Genomic DNA, 22,793 nt, shown 5'->3' on the forward strand with positions numbered 1-22,793 from the left:
GACGATGCACACCACGACGACGCACACCACGAGGCTGCGCCTGCGCGTCTACGGGGTCGTCTTCCTCGCCGTCCTCGCGCTGCTGCTGTCGCTGACCGTCGCCGTCTACCAGCAGGTGTTCACGCCGGTCGTGCGGGTCACGCTGGAGGCCGACACGCTCGGCAACCAGCTGGAGCCGCGCGCCGACGTCAAGCTGCGGGGGCTGCTGGTCGGGGAGGTCCGCGAGGTGCGGGCCGACGGCGAGAAGGCCACGCTGTCGCTGGCGCTGAAGCCGGAGCACATCACGCGGATCCCGGCCGGGGTGCACGCGCGGCTGCTGCCGAAGACGCTGTTCGGCGAGAAGTACGTCGACCTCGTCGTCCCCGCGGGGAGCGCCGGCGGCGCGGCCCCCGGCCGGCACCTGCGCGAGGGCGACGTCATCCCGCAGGACCGCACCACGGTCGGCATCGAGGTGCAGCAGCTGATGAACGACCTGCTGCCGCTGCTGCGCACGGTCCAGCCCGCGAAGCTGAACGCCACGCTGTCCGCGTTCGCCACCGCGCTCGACGGGCGCGGCGACCGGATCGGCGACAACCTCGTCCGCCTGGAGGGCTATCTGCGGCAGCTGAACCCGCACATGCCGTCGCTCCAGGAGGACATCGCCCGGTTCGCGGACGTGGCCGAGGTGTACGCGGAGGCCGCCCCCGACCTGCTGCGCGTCCTGGAGAACACGCTCACCACCAGCAGGACCCTCGTCGAGCGGAAGGCACAGCTGGCGTCCGTCCTGACGTGGACCGCGACCGCCGCGGGCACCGTGGAGGGCGTCCTCGACGAGAACGACGACCGGCTCATCACACTCGGCCGTGTCTCCCGCCCCACCCTGGCCCTGTTCGCCCGCTACTCCCCCGAGTACCCGTGCCTCCTGGAGGGGCTCGTGCACCAGGAGGCGGTGTCCGAAGAGGCGTTCAGGGGCGGCGAGATGCGCATCACGCTCGAGTTCGTGCACCCCCGTTCCCCCTACCGACCCGGCGAGGAACCGCGCTATGCCGACCGCTCCGGCCCCCACTGCCGTGGCCTGCCCCACCCGAACATCCCGGCACCGCACACCAAGCTCGACGACGGCACCGAGGACTCCGGCGCTCCGGCCGGCGGCCACGGCGGCGTGTCCCCCGTCTCCGCCACGGCGTCCGAGCAGCGCGCGGTCGCCGCGCTGGTCGCCCCGGTCATGGGCGTGTCCGCCGACCGGGTGCCCTCGGTCGCGACGCTGCTGTTCGGCCCGATGGCACGGGGAACGGCGGTGAGCGTCGCATGAGCACCCGTATTCCCGGACGCCCGCGGCGGGGCGGCGCGCAGGCGACGGCCGGCCCGCTGGTCAAGCTCGGCCTGTTCGCCGTCGTCACGATCGCGGCGACGGCCGTCCTCGCCGCCACGATCGTCAATGTCTCCTTCACCCCGCAGGACACGTACACGGCCGTCTTCAGCGATGTCACCAGCCTGGAGGAGGGCGACGACATCCGGGTGGCGGGCGTGCGCGTCGGCGAGGTCCAGGAGATCAGCATCAAGGACCGGACGCTGGCGGAGGTCACCTTCAGCGTCTCCCGCGACCGTCCCCTCCTCACCAGCACGCGGGCCGTCATCCGCTACCGCAGCCTCGTCGGCACCCGGTACATCGCGCTGACCGAGGGCGTCGGCGACGGCACCCGGCTGCGGCCCGGAGGCCGTATCCCGCTCTCCCGCACCGAGCCCGCGCTGGACCTCAACGCGCTGCTGAACGGCTTCAAGCCGCTGTTCGCCGCGCTGAGCCCGCAGGACGTCAACCAGCTCGCCACCGAGATCATCAAGACCCTCCAGGGCGAGGGCGGCACGGTGAACAGCCTGCTGGCGCACACCGCTTCGCTCACCTCGACGCTCGCCGAGCGCGACAAGCTCATCGGCTCGGTGATCGACAACCTCAACGCGGTACTGGCGACGGTCGACAAGCGCAGCACGCGCTTCTCCGAGCTGCTGAAGCAGCTCCAGCGGGTGATCTCGGGCCTGTCCGCCGACCGCAAGCCGATCGGCGAGTCGCTGACGAACATCGGGAACCTGGCGGCGGCCACCTCGGGCCTCCTGGAGGACGCCCGGCCCCCGCTGAAGCAGGACATCGCCGAGCTCTCGCGGCTCGCCGGAACGCTGAAGGGCCACGAGAAGACGGTGGAGGGCGTCCTGCAACGGCTGCCGAACAAGCTCAACAAGCTGACCGGGACCGCGTCGTACGGCTCCTGGTTCAACTTCTACCTGTGCGACTTCGACGGCCGGGTCGTCCTGCCGAGGACGGCGGACCGGCCCGCTCGGACGCTGACGCCGGAACTCCACGTGGCGAGGGCGAGGTGCTCCGGATGACGCGGAAGACCGGGAAGACCCAAAAGCCCCGGATGATCCCCTTCCGGGACAGGAACCCCGTCGTCGTCGGGGCCATCGGGCTCACCACGATCCTGGCCCTGATCCTCACGGCGTTCAACGCCGAGAACCTGCCGCTCATCGGGAACGGCGAGGAGTACAGCGCCGCGTTCTCCGAGGCCGGCGGGCTGAAGCCGGGCGACGACGTGCGGATCGCCGGCGTGAAGGTCGGCAAGGTCGACGAGGTCGACCTGGACGGCGACCACGTCAAGGTGACGTTCCGCGTCAAGGGCGAGCCCCGGTTCGGCACCAGGACCGGCGCGTCCATCCGTATCAAGACGATCCTGGGCGCGAAGTACCTGGCGCTGGATCCCGAAGGGCCCGGGCAGCTGGAGCCGGGCAGTGAGATCCCGCTGAGCCGTACCGTCCCGGCGTACGACGTGGTGGCGGCGTTCAGCGATCTGACGACCACGACCGAGGCGATCGACACGCAGCAGCTGGCGGCCGCCCTGGACACCATCTCCACGACGTTCGAGGACTCGCCGGCCGAGGTGCGGGCATCCATCGACGGCCTGTCGAAGATCTCCCGCACGGTCGCCTCCCGTGACCAGGCGCTGCGCGAACTCCTCGCCCACGCCCATGGCGTCACCGGGGTGCTCAACGAGCGGACGCGGGAGTTCCGGACGCTGGTCAAGGACGGCGACAAGCTGTTCCAGGAGATCACCGCACGGCGGGCGGCCATCCACGCGCTGCTCACCAGCTCCGTGGCGCTCGGCATCCAGCTGTCCGGCCTGGTCCGGGACAACCGCAAGGCGCTCGGCCCCGCCCTGAACAACCTGAACACGGTGGTACGGATGCTGGAACGCAACCAGGCGAGCCTCGACCGCAGCGTGAAGCTGCTGGCGCCGTACGTCCGGGTGTTCACCAACACCCTGGGCAACGGCCGCTGGTTCGACAGCTACATCCAGAACATGGTGGCGCCGACGCCGGTGGTCCCGAGGACGGGGGGCACGCGGTGAGGAAGCTGATGTGGCGCCTGAGGCGTGGGGCGGCCGCGCCGGGCACGGGCCGTACGCGCAAGGCGGCCGCGGCCGTCCTCGTACTCGCCCTGCTCGCCGGCCTCGCGGTCGCGCTGTGGCCGCGGGACGAGAAGGTGAAGGTCACGGCGTACTTCCCGCGCACGGTCGGCATCTACCCGGGCTCCGACGTCCGGGTGCTCGGCGTGCGGATCGGCGAAGTCCGGTCGATCACGCCGGAGGGCGACCGGGTGCGGGTCGTGCTGGAGTACGAGGGCCACCGCAAGGTCCCCGCCGACGCCCGCGCCGCGATCATCAACTCCTCCGTCGTCAGCGACCGTTACGTCCAGCTGCTGCCCGTGTACCGCAGCGGCCCGGCGATGCGGAGCGGCGCGGTCATCCCCCAGCACCGCACGGCCGTGCCGGTCGAGCTGGACCGGGTCTTCGACAGCCTCCGCACGACGGCCGACGCGCTCGGCCCGAAGGGCGCCAACAAGAACGGCTCGCTGTCCCGGCTGCTCGCCGTCGGCGCGGACAACCTCCAGGGGCAGGGCGCGAAGCTGCACCAGACGGTGGAGGACCTGTCCCAGGCGGTCACGACGCTGTCGGACGGCCGGCAGGACCTGTTCGGGACGGTGCGCAACCTCCAGGTGTTCACGGCGGCGCTGTCCGCCGACGACGCCTCGATCCGGTCGTTCAACGACAGCCTGGCCCGGGTGGCCGAGCAGCTGGCCGGGGAGCGCAAGGACCTCGCGGCGGCGATCCGGCACCTGGCGGCGGCGCTGGCCGACGTGTCGGCGTTCGTGAAGGAGAACAAGTCGTCGCTGACGGCGAACGTGAAGGGTCTCAGCCAGGTGACCCGGGTGCTCGTCACCCAGCGCGCCGCGCTCGCGGAGCTGCTGGAGGTCGCCCCGGCCGGCCTGTCCAACCTCCAGAACGCCTACAACCCGGTGTCCGGCACGCTCGACACCCGCAGCAACCCCGACCACCCGCAGGACCCCGCCGCGCTGCTGTGCTCGCTGCTGAGGACGACGGGCGAGACATCGGACTGCGCGGATCTGAAGTCCCTGTTCGACTCCCTGCCGAAGCTGTCCGCCCCGAACCCGGCCGCCACCGGGACGGGCTCGATGGACCGCACGCTCGGCGGAATCCTGGAGGCCCGCGCATGACGAAGCGGCACATGAGCCCGCGGTACCGCCGGAACGCCGCCGTGTGGGCGGCGGCCGCCGCGGTCCTCCTCACCGGCTGCGAGTTCAAGGGCCTGTACGACGTGCAGCTGCCCGGCGGCGCGGCGGCGGACGGCGACGCGTACCGCGTGACGGTCCACTTCAGAGACGTACTGGACCTCGTCCCGCAGTCCACGGTGAAGGTCAACAACGTCACGGTCGGCGCGGTCGAGGAGGTCGAGCTCGACGGCTGGCACGCGCGCGTGCGGCTGCGCGTCGACGACTCGGTGAAGCTGCCCGGCAACGCGATCGCGGAGCTGCGGCAGACGAGCATGCTGGGGGAGAAGTACGTGGCCCTGTCGGCGCCCACGGACGCGGCGCCGGTGGGCAGGCTCGGGGACGGCGCGGTGATCCCGCTGTCCCGCAGCGGACGCAACCCGGAGATCGAGGAGGTCCTGTCCGCGCTGTCGGCGCTGCTCAACGGCGGCGGTGTGGCCCAGCTGAAGACGATCACGGTCGAGCTGAACAAGGCCCTGGAGGGCCGCGAGAACCGGGTGAAGGCCCTGCTGTCCGAGCTGGACACGTTCATCGGCGGCCTGGACCGGCAGCGCGCCCAGATCGTCCGGGCGCTGCAGGGCATCGACCGGCTCGCGGCGACGCTGCGCCGCGAGAAGGCGACCATCGGCCAGGCCCTGGACACCGTGCCGCCTGCGCTGAAGGTGCTGGCCGAGCAGCGCACCAAGCTGACCGCGATGCTCACGTCCCTGTCGCAGCTCGGCGCGACCGGCACGCGCGTCGTCAACGCGTCCCGCGACGACCTGGTCGCCAACCTGCGCAGCCTGCAGCCGATCCTCACGCAGCTGAACAAGGCGGGCGCCGATCTCCCCAACGCGCTGGAGCTGCTGACGACGTATCCGTTCCCGCGCAACGTGGTGGACGCCATCAAGGGCGACTACGTGAACCTCAAGGTCACGGCGGACCTGGACCTCACCAGCATCTACGGCAACCTCGCGCCGAAGCCGGGCGGGCAGACCCCGCGACCGCCGGTCCCGGACCTCCCGGGCATGCCGGAGATCCCGGGGGTCCCGTCCGTACCCTCGCTCCCGCCGACCCCGTCCACCCCGTCGGCCCCGCAGGTGCCGGGAGCCCCGGCGCCGTCCGCGACACCGGCGCCGCTGTGTCCGCCGGTGTGCACGGCGACGCACGCGAGCCACACCGCGCAGGACGGCGACGGGACCGGTGCCGGGAACGACGGCCCCGGGGACGACGGCATCAACCCGGCCCTCGTGGAACTGCTGCTGAAGGGACTGGGCCTGTGATCACTCGTACGGTCAAGGCCCAGCTGGTCGCCTTCGCGACGGTGACCGCGCTGGGCGTCTCGTACGTCGCCGCGCAGTACACGGGTCTGGCGGACCGGATCCTGGACCGCGGCTACACCGTGCGGGCGGACTTCGCCGCGTCCGGCGGGATCTACCCGGGCGCGGAGGTGACGTACCGGGGCGTGCCGGTCGGCAGGGTCGGCGAGCTGGAACTGCGCGGCCGGGACGGCGTGTCGGTCGCGCTCGACCTGGAGGACGACGCGCGGATCCCGTCCGACACGGTGGCCGTCGTGGCCAACCGCTCGGCGGTCGGCGAGCAGTACGTGGACCTCCAGCCGCGGACGCGCGGCGGCCCGTACCTCGCGGACGGCAGCACGATCCCCCGCGGCAGCACGCGCGTGCCGGTGCCGGCCACGGACCTGATCCTCAGCGTCGACCGCCTGGTCCGGTCCGTCGACAAGAAGGACCTCAAGGTCACGGTCGACGAGCTGGGCGCGGCGTTCGCGGGGACGGGCCCGCACCTGAGCAGGCTGGTGGACTCCGGCAACGCGCTGGTCGAGTCGGCGACGGACGCGCTGCCCGAGACGGTCGCGCTGATCGAGGACTCGCGGAAGGTCCTCAAGACGCAGACGGACAAGGGCTCGGCGATCAAGTCGTTCTCGCGTGACCTCGCCCTGCTCACGGCCCAGTTGAAGGCGAGCGACGGCGACCTGCGGGCGCTCATCGGGAACGGCACGCCGGCGGCACAGGAGCTGGACGCCCTGTTCCGGGCCAACAGGCCGCACCTGCCGCTCCTGCTGGGCAACCTGATCAGCGGCGGCCAGATCACGATGGCACGGCTGCCCGGCGTCGAGCAGATGCTGGTGACGTTCCCGGTGGTCGTCGCGGGCAGCTACACGGTGATCCCCGGCGACGGCACCACACACTTCGGGATGGTGCTGAACGCGGACGACCCGCCGGCCTGCCGCCAGGGCTACGGCACCCAGTGGCGCGACCCGTCGGACACGTCCGACCGCCCGGCGAACACCTCCGCCCGCTGTACGGCCCCGAGGGGCGGCGAGACGTCGGTGCGCGGCGCGCAGAACGTCCCGGGCGCCTCCCCCACCCGCCCCGTCCGGATCGGCTCGACGGGCGGGGAACAGAACATGTTCGGAAAGGACTCATGGCAATGGCTGCTGGTTGGACCCATGGCGTGAAACTGCGCGCCGCACTCGCACTGGTGGCCACCGCCCTGGGGGCCGCCTCGGCCTGGCTCGGCTGGGAGCTGCACGAACGGTCGGAGACGTCGTCGCGTCAGCAGGACATCCTGGCGGCGGCCCGCCAGTCCGCCCTCAACTTCACGTCGCTGGACTACCGGCACTACGACCGGGACAGCAAGAACGTGCTGAGCGGGGCGACCGGTGAGTTCGCCGAGCAGTTCTCGGCCCAGACGGCGGAGCTGACGAAGCTCGTCGCGGCCAACAAGTCGGTCTCCGAGGGCCAGGTCCTGGAGGCGGGCATCGTCAGGTCCGACGAACGGACGGCCCGCGTCCTGCTGGTGGCCGACAGCAAGGTCACCAACGTCTCGTCCCCCCAGGGCGCGTCCCGCAACTACCGGCTGCAGCTCGACCTCGTGTACGAGGGCGGGCGCTGGCTGACGTCGAACGTCGAGTTCGTCGGCTGACCCCCCACCGGAAAGGAACCCCCCATGCCGAAGCCGATGAGCGTCGCGGCGGCAGCCCGAGCGGCGGCCAAACGATCGGAACGAGCCCGCGAGGCCGCGCCCCCGGTGGCGGAGCGCCCCAAGCCCACCCAGCAGGACCAGAAGGCCCCGCGCCGCCGCATCCCCCTCCTCACCCCGGTGCTGGCCACCCTGGTGGCGGCCGGCCTGGCGGCGACGACGCTGCTGGGCCTCCGCCACCACGACGAACGCCGCACGGACGAGGCCCGGACCGCGGCCGTCGCCACGGCCCGCAAGGCGGCGCCGGTCATCCTGTCGTACGACTACCGCCACCTGGACCGTGACTTCGCGGCGGCGCGCAAGCACCTGACGGGCGGCTTCCTCGACGAGTACACGAAGACCACCAGGACGGTGGTGGCCCCGACGGCCACCAAGTACCACGGAGTGGTGAAGGCCACAGTCGCCAAGCCGTCCACCGGCGACACCACCCCGGCGGTCTCCGTCGTCTCGGCCTCCCCGGACGAGGCGGTGGTCCTCCTCTTCATGAACCAGGTCACCACCAGCACCCAGGTCTCGGTCCCCCGCCTCGACCTGAACCGCGTCCGCATGACCCTCACCCGCACGGACAACGGGTGGAAGGTGAGCGCGGTGGACGCGCTGTGAGGCTCCCGAACGCCACGGGACTCAGGACTCCGGTCCCGGCGACAGACCGGCGCGACCAGGCGCGTAGGCTCAAGTCGATCAAGCTCGCCGGTATGGACACACAGTTGACTGCAAGGACCGACAACTGAGTCCAGTGCTTACGAAAATGGGGGTCTGGAAGTGCGCGTGTTGTTATCGACGATGGGGTCGCGCGGGGACGTCGAACCGATGGTGGCACTCGCGGCGCAGTTGCGGGCACTCGGCGCCGAGGTGCGGGTGTGCGCGCCGCCGGACGAAGAGTTCGCGGAGCGACTGGCCGGCTTCGGCGTGCCGCTGGTGCCGGTCGGCCCGCCGATGCGCCCGATGATGGCCGGGACGGAAGCGCCGTCGGCGGACGACCTGCCCATGCTCGCGGTCGGCGTGATCGCCGCGCAGTTCGGCGCGGTCGCCGCGGCGGCCGAGGGATGTGACGTGCTCGTGGCGGCCGGCATGATCCAGGTCGCCGCGCGGTCGGTGGCCGAGAAGCTGGGCATCCGCTACGTGTATACGAGTTACTGCCCGATCATGCTGCCGTCGCCGCACCACTCGCCGCTGGAGCTGCCGGACCGACCGGACGCGCCGGACGTGACCAACAACCGGGAACTGTGGGACCCGGACGGCAAGGAATTCGACGCGCTGTTCGGCCCGGCGCTCAACGCCCACCGCGCGTCGATCGGCCTGCCGCCGGTGGCCAATGTCCGCGAGCACGTCTTCACCGGCAGCCCGTGGCTGGCCGCGGACGCGGTCCTGGCACCGTGGCAGGAGCCGACGAGCCTCGACGTGGTGCAGACCGGCGCGTGGATCGTTCCGGACGAACGCCCGCTCCCGGCCGACTTGGAGGCGTTCCTGGACGCCGGCGCGCCCCCGGTGTTCGTCGGCTTCGGCAGCGGGCGCGCCCCGAAGGACGCCGCCCGGGTGGCCATCGAGGCGATCCGCGCGCAGGGCCACCGCGCAGTCGTCGCCCGTGGCTGGGCCGACCTGGCCCTGATCGACGAAGGGGACGACTGCTTCGCCGTCGGCGAGGTCAACCACCAGGCACTGTTCAGCCGGGTCGCCGCCGTCGTGCACCACGGCGGCGCGGGCACGACGACGAAGGCCGCCCGGGCCGGCGTGCCCCAGGTGGTGATACCCCAGTCGGTGGACCAGCCGTACTGGGCCGGTCGCGTGGCCGACCTGGGTATCGGCGTGGCCCACGGCGACCCGACTCCCACCTTCGAGTCCCTGTCGGCCGCGCTGGCAACCGCCCTCGCGCCCGAGACCCGCGCACGAGCGGCCACCGTGGCCGACACGATCCGCGGCGACGGCGCGACGGTGGCCGCGAAGCTGCTGCTCGACGGACCCAACCCCGGCTAGGCCGCCGACGGAAGGGCCGGAGCCGCTGCTCGTGGACACCATGAGCAGCGGCTCCGGCCTGTACCCGGCGCCACGACAAAGCCGCTGAACGAAGAAGTCCAACGCGGAGCCCAACGGGGAGCCCCACGGCAGGCCCAACGAAAAAGCCCAGCTCAGACGAGGTCTGAGCTGGGCTTTCACTGAGCCGCCTTCGGGATTCGAACCCGAGACCTACGCATTACGAGTGCGTTGCTCTGGCCAACTGAGCTAAGGCGGCACGCTGCGCGTTCCCCTTGCGGGTGCAGCAGCGAGAGCAAGTCTACACAGGTGGAGAGGGTGCTCGTGCACGCCCTTTGCGCGGGGACCCGCCGGTCAGCGGCAGCGCTTGCCGGGCGGTGGGGGCGTGCCCTCCAGGAGGTAGGTGTTGATCGCGGTGTCGACGCAGTCGCTGCCGCGCCCGTACGCCGTGTGCCCGTCGCCCTCGTACGTCAGCAGGGTGCCGGAGGCCAGCTGGCCGGCGAGGGACCTGGCCCACTTGTAGGGGGTGGCCGGATCGCGTGTGGTGCCGACCACGACGATCGGCGCCGCGCCCCTCGCCTCGATGCGGTGCGGGACGCCGCTGGCCTTCGCGGGCCAGTACGCGCAGTTCAGCGAGGCCCAGGCCAGACCACGGCCGAACACGGGCGAGGCCTTCTCGAAGGACGGCACGGCCGAGCGCACCGCCGCCGGGGCCGTGAAGGCGGGCGGCTGGTCCAGGCAGTTCACGGCGGCGTTGGCGAACATGAGGTTCGAGTACGTGCCGTCGGGCTCCCGCTCGTAGTAGCTGTCGGCCAGGGCGAGCAGCCCCGAGCCGTCGCCGCCCATGGCCTGCGTCAGGGCGTCGCGCAACTGCGGCCAGGCCGCCTCGTCGTACATCGCGGCGATCACGCCCGTCGTGGCGAGCGATTCGCCGAGCCGCCGGGACTCGCCGGCCGGGACGGGCGCGCGGTCGAGGCGGTCGAAGAACGCCTTGAGGCGTGCCGCGGCGTCCGCCGTGGAATCCGTGCCGAGGGGGCAGCCGGACTGCCGGACGCAGTCGGCGGCGAAGGACCGGAACGCCGTCTCGAAGCCCGCCGTCTGATCCCGGTTGAGCTCCGCCATGTTCAGGGACGGGTCCATCGCCCCGTCCAGGACCAGGCGGCCGGTCCGGCCGGGGAACAGCTCGGCGTACGTGGCGCCGAGGAACGTGCCGTACGAGGCCCCCACGTACGTCAGCTTCCGGTCGCCCAGCACCGCCCGCAGGATGTCCATGTCGCGGGCCGCCTCGACGGTGGAGACGTGCGGGAGGATCCGGCCGGACTTCTTCGCGCACCCCTTCGCGAAGGATGTGTACGAGGCCGCGAGCAGGTCCGTCTCACGCTGGTCGTCCGGAGTCTGGTCGACCTGGGTGTACGCGTCCATGCGCGGCCCGTCGAGGCACCGCACCGGCTCGCTGCGGGCCACGCCGCGCGGGTCGACGGCCACCATGTCGTACCGGGCCCGCACGGGCGCCGGGTACGCGATCCCCGCGTACCCCTGGAGGTAGCCCACGGCCGAGCCGCCCGGCCCGCCCGGGTTCACCAGCAGCGACCCGAGGCGCTTGCCCGGCCCCGTGGCCTTGATGCGGGCGACGGCCAGCTTCACCTGCCCGGCACCGGGATCGGCGTAGTCGAGCGGGGCTCTCAGGGTGGCGCACTGGAAGCCGGGCACCCCGCAGTCCCGCCAGATGAGCCGCTGTGCGTAGTACGGCTTGAGCGCGGCCGCCGAGACGGCGGAGGCGGCCGAGCCCCGGGCGGCGCCGGAGGCGGACGAGGTGGATGCCGAGGCCCGGGCGGTGGGGGCGGGCCCGCCGTCGGCGCAGCCCGCGAGGAACAGGCCGAACGCGGCGGCGGTGAGCGTGGACGTACGGAGCAGACGGCGGGAGCGCATCCCCGGAGAGTAGCGGCACGGTGACGGACCGTTGTAGCCCGCGCCCATTCGGGTGTTCCCCGGATGGCCCAACGCGTCCGGCCGAGCGCTCCTGGCGCCGTCGGCGGGCAGCGCCGGGCCGGTGCGCACGGGCTGTCCGGGGCGGCAGGGGCCTATCCGCCGCGCAGTGCCATGGTCATCGCCTCCACCGCCAGCAGCGGCGCCACGTTCCGGTCCAGGGCCTCGCGGCAGGCGAGGACGGCTTCTATGCGGCGCAGCGTGCTCTCGGGGGTCGAGCCCTGGGCGATGCGGTCGAGCGCGTCGCGGACGTCCTCGTTGGCCAGGGCCGCGCGGGAGCCGAGCTGGAGCGCGAGCACGTCCCGGTAGAAGCCCGTCAGGTCGCTGAGCGCGAGGTCCAGGCTGTCGCGCTGCGTACGGGTCCTGCGGCGCTTCTGCCGGTCCTCCAGGTCCTTCATCACGCCCGCGGTGCCGCGCGGCATACGGCCGCCCTGCGCGGCGCCGAGCGCCGCCTTCAGCTCCTCGGTCTCCTTGACGTCGGTCTCCTCGGCGAGCTGCTTGGCGTCCTCGGCGGCGGCGTCGACGAGTTCCTGGGCGGCCTTGAGGCAACCGCCGACGTCCTGGACGCGCAGGGGCAGCTTCAGCACGGCGGCCCTGCGGGCACGGGCGCGCTCGTCGGTGGCGAGCCTGCGGGCCCGGTCGATGTGGCCCTGCGTGGCGCGCGCGGCGACGGCCGCGGCCTCCGGCTCGATGCCGTCGCGCCGTACGAGGACGTCGGCGACGGCGTCGACCGGCGGGGTGCGCAGCGTGAGGTGGCGGCAGCGGGAGCGGATCGTGGGCAGCACGTCCTCCAGGGAGGGCGCGCACAGCAGCCACACCGTGCGGGGCGCGGGCTCCTCGACCGCCTTCAGCAGGACGTTGCCCGCCCCTTCGGTGAGGCGGTCGGCGTCCTCCAGGACGATGACCTGCCAGCGGCCGCCCGCCGGGGACAGCTGGGCCCTGCGGACGAGGTCGCGGGTCTCCTTGACGCCGATGGAGAGCAGGTCGGTGCGGACGACCTCCACATCGGCGTGCGTCCCGACGAGAGCCGTGTGACAACCGTCGCAGAACCCGCAGCCGGGCTCCCCGCCCAGCGCCCGGTCGGGGCTGACGCACTGCAGGGCGGCGGCGAAGGCCCGTGCGGCGGTGTCCCGGCCGGCACCGGGAGGGCCGGTGAACAGCCAGGCGTGGGTCATCTTGGAGGCGTCGGGCGGGGCCGTGCCGCTCACGACGGCGGTGACGAGCGCGTCCGCGTCCCGGGCGGCGGCGGCCAGCTGCGCCTGGATCCGGTCCTGGCCGACCAGGTCGTCCCATACGGGCATGGGCCACCGCCTTTCTGTGTCGCGGGTACTCCCCCACTGCCCTCCATTGTGTCGGAGGGGTCTGACAACTCCTGCCGCCCGCCGATGGCCCCGACGGGGTCGGTGACGGCGAGCCGCGCGCGCCTGCCCCGTCACCAGAAGGCCGTGGTCGCCCCAGCCGGGCAACCGGCACGGCCGCCCGAGCGATGCGCCGGCCACCGGACCTCAGCGGCGGCCGCACCAGAGGGAGCCGGGGGGCCCGGGAGCGGCAAGAACGGTACGGCCGTCGACGGCACCTGTGCGAGGCGGTGCCCCGCAGCCGCGGCCGCGCAGGCAGCCGCCGCGGCCCGCCTCAGCGGCGCCCCCGCCCCCCGCGTCCGCGCCGGTCGTCCTCGTCGTCGTGCGGGCCGAGCAGTTCGTCGGCCAGCGTCGGCAGGTCGTCGAGCGGGGTCTCCTCCGCCCAGTCCGGCCGGGGCCTCGGCCTGCCCCGGTCGTCGACCTGGGGCAGCTCACGCGTGCGGTCCTCGGCGCCCGCCGCGTCCTGTCCGGCGCCCGATACCTCGTCGCGGAAGAAGCCCGGCGGCACCCGGTCGGCCGGGTTCTCGCCCCGTACGGGCGGGAGCACGGCCGTCTCGGCCAGGTCCGCGGAGGCGTCGGCGGGCGGCAGGTCCTCCTTGCGCATGTTGAGGCGCTGGGTCTCCTCCGCCGCCGACGCGGGCCGGTCCTGCGCCGGCGTGCCGGGCGCGGGCTCGTCCTTGCGCATGTTGATGCGCTGGGTCTCCTCGGCCGCCGACGCCGGCTCGTCCTTGCGCAGGTCGATCCGCGGGGTCGGCACGGTCTGCGTGATGTCGTCGGGGTGCACGACGGGCGTCGGCACGGTCACGTCGTGCGGGGACACGGTGGGCGACGCCGCGGCCCGGGCGGCCGCAGCCGCCTCCGCCGCCGCAGCCGCCTCCGCCGCCTCGGCCGCCGCCTGACGCCGGGCCTCCTCGGCGCGCAGCAGCGCCTCCTCGGCCTTGCGCTGCTTCTCGCGGCGCCGCTCCTCGGCCTCGGCCCGCAGCCGGGCCTCCTCCTCGGCCTGCTTGCGCAGCCGCTCCTGCTCCTCCTGGCGGGCCTTCTCCTCGGCCTCGCGGCGGCGGCGCTCCTCCTCGGCGAGACGGCGTGCCTCGGCCGCCCGCTGCCGGGCCTCCTCGGCCTGGCGCTCGGCCTCGCGCCGCTTGGCTTCCTCCTCCTCGCGGCGCTTGCGCTCCTCCTCCTCGGCGCGCAGCCGGGCGAGCTGCTCCTGGCGCTCGCGCTCCAGGCGCTCCTCCTCGGCCTTCCGCGCCGCCTCCTCCTCGGCCTTGCGGCGGGCCTCCTCCTCGGCGGCCCGGCGCGCTTCCTCCTGCGCCTTGAGCTCGGCCTCGGACAGCGGCAGCACCTGGTCGAGCCGGTGCCGTACGACGGTGGTGACCGCCTCCGGCTCCTGGCCCGCGTCGACCACGAGGTACCGGGCGGGGTCGGCGGCGGCGAGCGCGAGGAACCCGGCCCGTACGCGCCGGTGGAACTCGGCCGGCTCGGACTCCAGACGGTCCGGCGCCTCCGTGAAGCGTTCGCGGGCGGTCTCCGGCGAGACGTCGAGCAGCACGGTCAGGTGCGGCACGAGGCCGTCCGTCGCCCAGCGGGAGATCCGGGCGATCTCGGTCGGCGAGAGGTCCCGGCCGGCGCCCTGGTAGGCGACCGACGAGTCGATGTACCGGTCGGAGATGACGACGGCGCCGCGCTCCAGGGCCGGGCGGACCAGCGAGTCGACGTGCTCGGCCCGGTCCGCCGCGTACAGCAGGGCCTCGGCGCGGTGCGACAGGCCGGCCGACGACACGTCGAGCAGGATCGACCGCAGGCGCTTGCCGATGGGCGTCGCGCCGGGCTCGCGGGTGACGACCACTTCGTGGCCCTTGGCCCTGATCCACTCGGCGAGCGCGGCGACCTGCGTGGACTTGCCGGCGCCGTCGCCGCCCTCGATGGCGATGAAGAATCCGGTCGTGGCGGGCGCCTGCACCGGGTCCGCGCCGCGCAGCGCGTCGCGCAGGTCGCGGCGGAGCGGGACGCCGGACCGGTCGTCGGTCTTGGCGAGGACGAGGGCCGCGACGGGCAGCAGCAGCGCGCCGGCCAGCATCAGCGTGAAGGCGGCGCCGCCGTGCGCGAAGACGAAGTCGCCGCTGGCCAGGCGGTGCGGGCCGATGGCGGCGGCCAGCAGCGGGGCGGCGAGCGCGCCGAGGCCGATCGCGACGCGGACGACCGCCTGGAGGTGCTCGGTGAGGCGCGGCCGGCGGAACTCCTCGGTCTCCTGGTCGATCAGGCTGTGCCCGGTGTTCGCGGCGACGCCCGCGGTGAAGCCGGCGCCGAGCGCGAGGAACAGCACCGTCGCCGTGTCGGGCACCAGGCCCATGGCGAGCAGGAGGATCCCGGTGACGGCGATCGTGAGGGCGAGCAGCCGTCGCCGGGACAGGGCGGGCAGGACGGCGACGGCGCCGCGGATGCCGAGGCCCGTGCCGCCGACCAGGGCGAGGACCAGCAGGGCGTACCCGGCGGGGCCGCCGCCCAGCTCCGCGGCGTGCAGCACGGCGACGGCCGCGGCGGCCGCGATGGCCGAGGCGACGGAGGCGCAGGCGAGGACGAGCAGCGGTATGGCCGCGGTGCGGCCCTTCTCCAGGCCGTCGCCCTTGGACGGGCGGCGCAGTCCCTCCAACGGCGAGCGGGGGCGCGGAGTCTGCGCGTCGGGCAGCTCCAGGAAGTACAGGAGGGAGATCGACGCGGCGAACAGTCCGGCGGCGGCGTACGAGCCGAGCGCGGCCTGGTGCGCGCCGAACCAGTCCACGCCCTTGGCCAGCAGGCTTCCGACGAGGGACGTGACGAGCAGGCCCGCGGCCGCGACGGGGATGGCCGCGAAGTTGGTCCGCAGCGAGAGGCGGCGCAGGGCGCCCAGGTGGTCGGGGAGCGGCCGCACGGCCGCGCCCTCCAGGGGCGGGGCCGGCAGCAGGGCCGGTGCGGCGCCCTCCTTCGCGACGGTCCACAGCCGCTCGGCGGCCCCGGCCAGGAACACCGTGACCAGGACGAGGACGACGGACTGGGCCGGCGTCCAGACGATCCACAGGGGGGCGACGACGAGCAGCGCGAGCCGTACGCCGTCCGCGCCGATCATGGTCCAGCGCCGGTCGAGGGGGCCGCTCGGCGCGGTGAGCGAGGTCATCGGCCCGAGCAGCACGGCGCCGAAGAGCAGCGTGGAGAGCACACGGGCGCCGAACGCGGCGGCGACCGCGAAGGCGGCACCGCGCACTCCGGCACCGAAGGTCTCCTCGGCGACGGCCGCCTGCACGGCCAGCAGGATCAGCACGAGCAGGGCGAGGGCGTCGCCGATTCCGCCGACGAGCTGTGCGCTCCACAGCCGCTTCAGCGGCTGGTTGCGCAGCAGCGCCCGGACGGCGCGCTCGCGGGAGTCCGCGGCGAGTGCGGCGTCGGAGGCTTCGGAGTCTGAGGTGTGGCCCAAGACCGTAGGCTGCTCGGCTCGCGTCATCCCCTCAGCCTATCCGGAGCCGCCGACACTCCGTCGTGCCCGCCCGAACACAAGACCGCCCGGCCCCTCCGACGGGGGTCCGGGCGGCCTGGCGCCCAGGGCGATGCCCGGGCCTACTCCTCCGACGCCGCCCGCGCGGTGGCCGTCGTCTTCTTCGCGGCCGTCTTCTTGGCGGTGGTCGTCTTCGCGGCCGTCGTCTTCTTCGCCGCGGTCTTCTTGGCCGGGGCCTTCTTGACCGCCTTCTTGGCGGTCTTCTTGGCCGGGCCCTTCGCCCGCTTCTCGGCCAGCAGCTCGAAGCCGCGCTCCGGCGTGATCGTCTCCACGCTGTCGCCGCTGCGGAGGGTCGCGTTCGTCTCGCCGTCGGTGACGTACGGGCCGAAACGGCCGTCCTTGACGACGACGGGGCGCTCGCTGACCGGGTCGTTGCCCAGCTCCTTCAGCGGGGGCTTGGCGGCGGCGCGGCCCCGCACCTTCGGCTGCGCGTAGATCGCGAGCGCTTCCTCCAGCGTGATCGTGAAGAGCTGGTCCTCGCTCTCCAGGGACCGCGAGTCCGTGCCCTTCTTCAGGTACGGGCCGTAGCGGCCGTTCTGGGCGGTGATCTCCACGCCCTCGGCGTCGGTGCCGACGACGCGCGGCAGCGACATCAGCTTGAGCGCGTCCTCCAGGGTCACCGTGTCCAGGGACATCGACTTGAAGAGGGAGGCCGTGCGCGGCTTCACCGCGTTCTTGCCGGTCTTCGGGGTGCCCTCGGGGAGGATCTCGGTCACGTACGGGCCGTAGCGGCCGTCCTTGGCGACGATCTGGTGACCGGTCGCCGGGTCGGTGCCCAGCTCGAACTCGCCGCTCGGCTTGGCCAGCAGCTCCTCGGCGTACTCGACGGACAGCTCGTCCGGCGCGAGGTCGGTGGGGACGTCGGCGCGCTGGTGGCCCTCGCCGTCCTTCTCGCCGCGCTCGATGTACGGGCCGTAGCGGCCGACGCGCAGGACGATGTCGTTGCCGACCGGGAACGAGGAGATCTCCCGCGCGTCGATCGCGCCGAGGTCGGTGACCAGTTCCTTCAGGCCGCCGAGGTGGTCGCCGTCGCCGTTGCCGGCCTCCGCCGCGCCGCCCGCTCCGGTGCCCTCGCCGAAGTAGAAACGCTTCAGCCACGGCACGGCCTGGGCCTCACCGCGCGCGATGCGGTCGAGGTCGTCCTCCATCTTGGCGGTGAAGTCGTAGTCGACGAGCCGGCCGAAGTGCTTCTCCAGCAGGTTGACCACGGCGAAGGAGAGGAACGACGGGACGAGCGCCGTGCCCTTCTTGAAGACGTAGCCGCGCTCCAGGATCGTGCCGATGATCGACGCGTACGTCGACGGGCGGCCGATCTCGCGCTCCTCCAGCTCCTTGACCAGCGACGCTTCGGTGTAGCGGGCCGGCGGCTTGGTGGCGTGGCCGTCCGCCGTGATCTCCTCGGCGGTCAGCGCGTCGCCCTCGGCCACCTGCGGCAGACGGCGCTCGCGGTCGTCCAGCTCGGCGTTCGGGTCGTCGGCGCCCTCCACGTAGGCCTTCATGAAGCCGTGGAAGGTGATCGTCTTGCCGGAGGCGGTGAACTCGGCGTCCCGGCCGTCGGCGGCACGGCCGCCGATCTTGACGGTGACGGAGTTGCCGACGGCGTCCTTCATCTGGGAGGCGACGGTCCGCTTCCAGATCAGCTCGTACAGCCTGAACTGGTCGCCGGTCAGTCCGGTCTCGGCGGGCGTGCGGAAACGATCACCCGAAGGCCGGATCGCCTCGTGCGCCTCCTGCGCGTTCTTGACCTTCCCGGCGTACGTGCGCGGCGCGTCCGGCAGGTAGTCGGCGCCGTACAGCTGCGTGACCTGCGCGCGGGCCGCGGCGACGGCCGTGTCGGACAGCGTCGTGGAGTCCGTACGCATGTAGGTGATGAAGCCGTTCTCGTACAGCTTCTGCGCGATCTGCATCGTCGCCTTCGCGCCGAAGCCGAGCTTGCGGCTCGCCTCCTGCTGGAGGGTGGTGGTGCGGAAGGGCGCGTACGGGGAGCGGCGGTACGGCTTCGACTCGACCGAGCGGACGGCGAAGGCCGTGTCGGCGAGCGCGGCGGCCAGGGCGCGGGCGTTCGCCTCGTCCAGGTGCAGGACCTGGTCGGACTTGAGCCGGCCGTCCGGACCGAAGTCGCGGCCCTGGGCGACGCGGCGGCCGTCGACCGTGTTGAGCCGGGCCGTGAAGGTGGCCGGGTCGGACGGGTCGCCGGCGCGGCCGGTGCCGAAGATGCCGGTCAGGTCCCAGTACTCGGCGGAGCGGAAGGCGATGCGCTCGCGCTCCCGCTCGACGACGAGCCGGGTGGCGACGGACTGGACACGGCCGGCCGACAGCCGGGGCATGACCTTCTTCCACAGGACCGGCGAGACCTCGTAGCCGTAGAGGCGGTCGAGGATACGGCGGGTCTCCTGGGCGTCGACCATGCGCTTGTTCAGCTGGCGCGGGTTGGCGACGGCCTGCTGGATCGCGTCCTTGGTGATCTCGTGGAAGACCATCCGGTGGACGGGGACCTTGGGCTTGAGGACCTCCAGGAGGTGCCAGGCGATGGCCTCGCCCTCGCGGTCCTCGTCAGTGGCGAGGTAGAGCTCGTCGGACTCGGCGAGCTGCTCCTTCAACTTCCTGACCTGGGCTTTTTTGTCGGCGTTGACGACGTAGACGGGCTGGAAGTCGTGTTCGACGTCCACGCCGAGGCGGCGGACCTCGCCGGTGTACTTCTCGGGCACCTCCGCGGCGCCGTTCGGGAGGTCGCGGATGTGCCCGACGCTCGCCTCGACGACGTAGCCGGGGCCGAGGTAGCCCTTGATCGTCTTCGCCTTGGCAGGCGACTCGACGATGACGAGTCGGCGGCCGCCCTGTGCGGTCTCGCTTGTCGGGGACAACTTTTCGCTCTTCTCTCCGGTCGACGCTCGGTGGCACGTGCGGCGCGGTGCGGGCCCCGTGGGGGGTGCACCGCGGCACTGCGGGCACTGCGCCACGGCTGTGGCGCTGCTGTCGCTGCGGAGTGTGACGGTACAACCCGCCCCCGTGTCAAACGGCAAAAGCCCGCAACGGCCACTCGAACGGTAACCCGACTTCTGGCATTCCTGCCGCCCGGACTCCCCTCATGGCGCGGAGGGTCACGTTCCGGCTACTGAGCTCTCAGCCACACGGTACGCCGTCGACCGGGACTCATCACCCGGCCGGGCTCGGTCCTCTCCCTGGCTCCCGGCGGCGCGGCCGTGGCGGCCACTGGCCCATCACCGGAGGGCACCGATCAAATTCGGCCGAAGCACCACACGCCGAGGGCGAGGAACGCCGCCCCGAACGCTGTCGCGAACACGACCGCCGTCGCGGGGTTCACCCCGTGCGCCACCGGAGCACGGTGCAGCACGCGTGCCGCGGTCCACACCAGGAGCCCCGCGCCGAACAGCGTGAACGCCGTGCCGGCGAAGATGGCCGGTCCGCTCTCCATGCCCGTACCCCGTTTCGCTCCGTGGTGCCGTCCCCGGGCCCCTGCGACCCCGCCGCGGGTGCCCCAGTGGCCGAGGCTGACACCTCGGGGCATCGGGACGACGAATTACGGGTGAACGCCACGGAACCCTCGCCCACCGTTCACCCAACCGGCGCCGGGCCGCCCCGCGGGTGGCGCCTCAGGCGGTCGGCCCCTACGGGCGGGGCCGGCGGGGGACGCCGCGCAGGGCTGGTCGGTCCCTGCGGGCGGGGCCGCCCCAGGCGGGCCGGCCCGTGCGGGCGGGGACGCCCCAGGCCGGGTCGGTCCCTGCGGGGCCGCCTCGCCGGGCTGGCCGGACCGGCCAGCGGCGGGCGGATCGGCGCCGTCTGCGGGTGGCCGCGCTCTGCCGGTCGGCCTGGCGATCGGCCCCGCGGTGGCCCGTGCCCGGAGCGGGCGGGCCACCGCCGGGAGTGGCCCACACCGCGGCGCCGGTGCACCACGGCCGAGCGGCCCTCAGGTCCGGGACGCGCGGTCGGCTACTCCGTGGAGGCCGGTTCCAGGAAGCCCTCGCCCACCAACACCCGGATCGCCTGCGGTGTGCGGTCGCGGAGTTGTACGGGGTCCTCGCCCATCAGCTGGGCGATGGCGTCCAGGATCCGGCCCGCCGGGAGCGTGCCGTCGCAGACCCCGGCGAAGCCCGCCCCGACCGTGTCCACCTTCGTGGCCCGGCGCATGCCCGGTTCTGCCGCAGGACCACGTGCTCCGGGTCCTCCGCGCCCGGTTGCCCGACCTGCTCCTGCATCACCTCGGCGGCGAGCACGAACCGGTCGCCGAGCAGTGCCGCGTCGTCCCGGCTGCGCAGGTAGTCCTGCCGGGCGAAGTGGGCCCGTACGGTCTCGCCGAGCGGCTGCTCGACGGGGTGCGGCCACTCCTCGATCACGATCGACGGCTCGTCGGCGCCTGACTTGCGCAGGGTGATCCAGCCGAAGCCCACGGCCTTGGTCTTACGGGCCTCGAACTCGTCGAGCCACGCCTCGTACCGCGCCGCGTACTCCTCGGGCGCCGCACGGTGGTCGCCCGCATCCCGCAGCCACAACTCGCTGTACTGCGTGACGTCCTGGACCTCGCGCTGCACGATCCACGCGTCACAGCCCCGGGGAACCCAGGAGCGGACCCTCTCCTGCCAGTCCTCCCCCTCGACGTGCTGCCAGTTGGCCAGAAACTGCGCATACCCCCCTTCGTTGAGCCGGTCCCCCGCCTGCTGGACGAGGGTGCGGCACAGGTCGTCGCCGCCCATCCCGCCGTCCCGGTAGGTCAGCGGGCGCCGGGCGAGATGACGAACGGCGGGTTCGACACGATCAGGTCGTACGTCTCCGAGGCGACCGGCTCGAACAGCGAGCCCACGCGCAGGTCCGCCTCCGGCGCGCCGGACAGCGCGAGCGTCAGCCGGGTGAACTCCAGCGCCCGTGGGTTGAGATCGGTCGCCGTCACCCGTGTGGCGTGCTGTGCGGCGTGCAGCGCCTGAATGCCCGAGCCGGTCCCGAGGTCGAGCGCGGACGCAACGGGCGTCCGCACGGTGAGTCCGGCCAGCGTGGTGGACGCGCCGCCGACACCGAGGACCATGCCCTCGTCGCGGCCGCTCGCCCCGCCGGCGCCGCCCACGGCGCAGCCGAGGTCGGACACGATGAACCAGTCCTGGCCCTCGGGCCCGCCGTACGGCCGGACGTCGACCGTCGCGCGGACCTCGTCCCCGTCCCGTATCACCCAGCCGTCCGCCAGCGCCTCCTCCAGCGGGAGGGTGGCGGCTGCCCGCTCGTGCGGCACGGGCCGCTGCAGCAGGAACAGCCGGACCAGCGTGTCCAGTGCCCCTTCCCCGCGGGTGGCGCGCAGGGCGGGCACGGTTTCGCTGCGGGCGAGCGCCGCGTAGGCGGTGGCTCCGAGCCGTTCGAGCAGTCCGTCGGCGGTGAAGTCGGCGGCGAGGAAGGCGGCTCGGAGGCGGCCGGCGTGGTCGGGCACGGGAAGGGCGGCGGTAAGGCTGGTCGTACTCACATGCTCATTGTGACCGCCGCCACTGTCATTCGACGAACGGCCCGGCTTCCTGTGGAAAACCGGGCCGTCGGCACGTACGGCAGCGGCGTCGCCGCTCGTACGGCTGTGTGAACTTGTACGACTACGCGGACTTGCCGCTCGCGGAGGCGGAGGCGCCGGCCGAGGCGGCGCGCGAGGCCGGGGCGGATGCCGCGCCCGAGGCCGCCGCGGACGGGACGGAGCCGCCGCCGGCGGGGCTCTTCGTCACGGTCGGCCGGACGGAGGGCGTGGCCGTCTGGCAGCCGGGCTGCTTGGCCATGGCCTGGCCGAGCTGTCCGGAGCGAAGCTTGGCCAGGGCGTCCTGGTCCATCTTCTCGATCTTCTTCAGGCCGTCCGCCACGCCCTTGAGGCCGTCGGCGAAGTTCTGCTGGTTCTTGGGGTCGAGGGCGTCGACCTGCTTGCGCAGGCCCTCGTAGGCGGTGGCGGTGGAGTTGAGTTCCTTGACCGCGTCCTGCTGGAGCTTCTCGCCGTTCTCGACGGGCGGGACACCGGCGTTCTGCACGGCCTTGGCCAGCGCCTTGTTCGTGTCGGCGATGTCCTGGAACGCCTTCGAGTCCGCGGTCTGGATGTCCGCGGGCTTGCCGTCCGCAGCGGTCGAGATGATGGTCTGGTTGGCGTCGGCCCTCTTCTGGAACTGCGGTTGCGCCTGGTCGCAGAACGTCTTCGCCCAGGCGTCCACCTTGCCGTCGTCGTCGCCGTCGTCGCTGCAGCCCGACAGGGCGAGCACCAGTACCGCACCGCCGGACAGTGCGGCCGCAAGCTTCTTGTTCACCGGATTGGTCCCTTCCAAGGCTCTCGGCCCCGGAACATACACGCCAAGTGGGCGACTCCCACCTGTCGTACGACCGTTTCGTACGTTATTGCAGCCATTTG

15 protein-coding genes, 1 tRNA gene and 1 pseudogene are annotated in these 22,793 nt (G+C 73.1%); 9 read left to right on the plus strand and 8 right to left on the minus strand.

Annotation, left to right across the window (positions count from 1 at the left end; translation table 11 throughout):
• The first annotated feature begins 4 nt into the window (after positions 1–4).
• The 9 genes from ABEB09_RS14070 to ABEB09_RS14110 all read left to right on the plus strand — a co-directional run bounded on the left by ABEB09_RS14070 (position 5) and on the right by ABEB09_RS14110 (position 9,553).
• Positions 5–1,291, plus strand: coding sequence for an MCE family protein (locus ABEB09_RS14070; protein ID WP_345690244.1), 1,287 nt, complete (start codon positions 5–7; stop codon positions 1,289–1,291).
• Entirely contained in the window at positions 1,288–2,361 is a 1,074-nt protein-coding gene (locus ABEB09_RS14075) for an MCE family protein (RefSeq protein ID WP_345690245.1), read from the plus strand. Before ABEB09_RS14070 ends, ABEB09_RS14075 begins: the two co-directional genes overlap by 4 nt.
• A gap of 32 nt (positions 2,362–2,393) precedes the next feature.
• Positions 2,394–3,377, plus strand: coding sequence for an MCE family protein (locus tag ABEB09_RS14080; RefSeq protein WP_345693934.1), 984 nt, complete (start codon positions 2,394–2,396; stop codon positions 3,375–3,377).
• Positions 3,378–3,385: 8 nt separating this feature from the next.
• The gene (locus ABEB09_RS14085) at positions 3,386–4,543 is read left to right on the plus strand and encodes an MCE family protein (RefSeq protein WP_345690246.1); all 1,158 of its coding nucleotides are present in this window, start codon (positions 3,386–3,388) and stop codon (positions 4,541–4,543) included.
• Positions 4,540–5,859 carry an MCE family protein gene (locus ABEB09_RS14090; protein ID WP_345690247.1) on the plus strand — a complete coding sequence of 440 codons (1,320 nt, stop codon included), beginning with the start codon at positions 4,540–4,542 and terminating at the stop codon, positions 5,857–5,859. The genes ABEB09_RS14085 and ABEB09_RS14090 overlap by 4 nt, the downstream gene beginning before the upstream one ends.
• The gene (locus ABEB09_RS14095; RefSeq protein ID WP_345690248.1) at positions 5,856–7,055 is read left to right on the plus strand and encodes an MCE family protein; all 1,200 of its coding nucleotides are present in this window, start codon (positions 5,856–5,858) and stop codon (positions 7,053–7,055) included. The genes ABEB09_RS14090 and ABEB09_RS14095 overlap by 4 nt, the downstream gene beginning before the upstream one ends.
• Positions 7,022–7,522 (plus strand): hypothetical protein, encoded by a 501-nt coding sequence (locus tag ABEB09_RS14100; RefSeq protein WP_345690249.1) that lies wholly within the window; start codon positions 7,022–7,024, stop codon positions 7,520–7,522. Before ABEB09_RS14095 ends, ABEB09_RS14100 begins: the two co-directional genes overlap by 34 nt.
• A gap of 24 nt (positions 7,523–7,546) precedes the next feature.
• A complete protein-coding gene (locus ABEB09_RS14105) occupies positions 7,547–8,182 on the plus strand; it encodes a hypothetical protein (protein WP_345690250.1) in 636 nt (211 codons plus the stop codon).
• Positions 8,183–8,341: 159 nt separating this feature from the next.
• Positions 8,342–9,553, plus strand: a complete 1,212-nt coding sequence (locus ABEB09_RS14110) for a glycosyltransferase (protein WP_345690251.1) — start codon at positions 8,342–8,344, stop codon at positions 9,551–9,553.
• A 182-nt stretch (positions 9,554–9,735) separates the two neighbouring features.
• Here ABEB09_RS14110 and ABEB09_RS14115 read toward each other — a convergent pair.
• The 8 genes and pseudogenes from ABEB09_RS14115 to ABEB09_RS14150 form a co-directional block, all read right to left on the minus strand.
• Positions 9,736–9,809 (minus strand) — tRNA-Thr (locus tag ABEB09_RS14115).
• Between the two features lie 95 nt (positions 9,810–9,904).
• Positions 9,905–11,479 (minus strand): alpha/beta hydrolase, encoded by a 1,575-nt coding sequence (locus ABEB09_RS14120; RefSeq protein ID WP_345690252.1) that lies wholly within the window; start codon positions 11,477–11,479, stop codon positions 9,905–9,907.
• 152 nt (positions 11,480–11,631) lie between these two features.
• Complete coding sequence (locus tag ABEB09_RS14125) at positions 11,632–12,837, minus strand: DNA polymerase III subunit delta' (RefSeq protein WP_345690253.1); 1,206 nt, start codon at positions 12,835–12,837, stop codon at positions 11,632–11,634.
• Between the two features lie 331 nt (positions 12,838–13,168).
• On the minus strand, positions 13,169–16,366 hold the full coding sequence (tmk, locus tag ABEB09_RS14130) for a dTMP kinase (RefSeq protein ID WP_345690254.1): 3,198 nt from the start codon (positions 16,364–16,366) through the stop codon (positions 13,169–13,171).
• Positions 16,367–16,479: 113 nt separating this feature from the next.
• A complete protein-coding gene (topA, locus tag ABEB09_RS14135) occupies positions 16,480–19,281 on the minus strand; it encodes a type I DNA topoisomerase (RefSeq protein ID WP_345690255.1) in 2,802 nt (933 codons plus the stop codon).
• 374 nt (positions 19,282–19,655) lie between these two features.
• The gene (locus tag ABEB09_RS14140) at positions 19,656–19,853 is read right to left on the minus strand and encodes a hypothetical protein (RefSeq protein ID WP_345690256.1); all 198 of its coding nucleotides are present in this window, start codon (positions 19,851–19,853) and stop codon (positions 19,656–19,658) included.
• Positions 19,854–20,368: 515 nt separating this feature from the next.
• Positions 20,369–21,881: pseudogene (locus tag ABEB09_RS14145) on the minus strand (DUF7059 domain-containing protein).
• Between the two features lie 121 nt (positions 21,882–22,002).
• On the minus strand, positions 22,003–22,692 hold the full coding sequence (locus tag ABEB09_RS14150; RefSeq protein WP_345690257.1) for a small secreted protein: 690 nt from the start codon (positions 22,690–22,692) through the stop codon (positions 22,003–22,005).
• Between the last annotated feature and the right edge of the window lie 101 nt (positions 22,693–22,793).

The sequence above is a fragment of the Streptomyces coeruleoprunus genome, assembly GCF_039542925.1.
Lineage (GTDB): Bacteria > Actinomycetota > Actinomycetes > Streptomycetales > Streptomycetaceae > Streptomyces > Streptomyces coeruleoprunus.

What these genes read in the sequence shown, in the direction of transcription:
- ABEB09_RS14140 (WP_345690256.1), bottom strand. Translation starts at nt 19,853, where the DNA reads ATGGAGAGCGGACCGGCCATCTTCGCCGGCACGGCGTTCACGCTGTTC.
- ABEB09_RS14070 (WP_345690244.1), top strand. Translation starts at nt 5, where the DNA reads ATGCACACCACGACGACGCACACCACGAGGCTGCGCCTGCGCGTCTAC.
- ABEB09_RS14085 (WP_345690246.1), top strand. Translation starts at nt 3,386, where the DNA reads ATGTGGCGCCTGAGGCGTGGGGCGGCCGCGCCGGGCACGGGCCGTACG.
- ABEB09_RS14080 (WP_345693934.1), top strand. Translation starts at nt 2,394, where the DNA reads ATGATCCCCTTCCGGGACAGGAACCCCGTCGTCGTCGGGGCCATCGGG.
- ABEB09_RS14090 (WP_345690247.1), top strand. Translation starts at nt 4,540, where the DNA reads ATGACGAAGCGGCACATGAGCCCGCGGTACCGCCGGAACGCCGCCGTG.
- ABEB09_RS14125 (WP_345690253.1), bottom strand. Translation starts at nt 12,837, where the DNA reads ATGCCCGTATGGGACGACCTGGTCGGCCAGGACCGGATCCAGGCGCAG.
- ABEB09_RS14075 (WP_345690245.1), top strand. Translation starts at nt 1,288, where the DNA reads ATGAGCACCCGTATTCCCGGACGCCCGCGGCGGGGCGGCGCGCAGGCG.
- ABEB09_RS14120 (WP_345690252.1), bottom strand. Translation starts at nt 11,479, where the DNA reads ATGCGCTCCCGCCGTCTGCTCCGTACGTCCACGCTCACCGCCGCCGCG.
- ABEB09_RS14100 (WP_345690249.1), top strand. Translation starts at nt 7,022, where the DNA reads ATGGCAATGGCTGCTGGTTGGACCCATGGCGTGAAACTGCGCGCCGCA.
- tmk (WP_345690254.1), bottom strand. Translation starts at nt 16,366, where the DNA reads ATGACGCGAGCCGAGCAGCCTACGGTCTTGGGCCACACCTCAGACTCC.
- ABEB09_RS14105 (WP_345690250.1), top strand. Translation starts at nt 7,547, where the DNA reads ATGCCGAAGCCGATGAGCGTCGCGGCGGCAGCCCGAGCGGCGGCCAAA.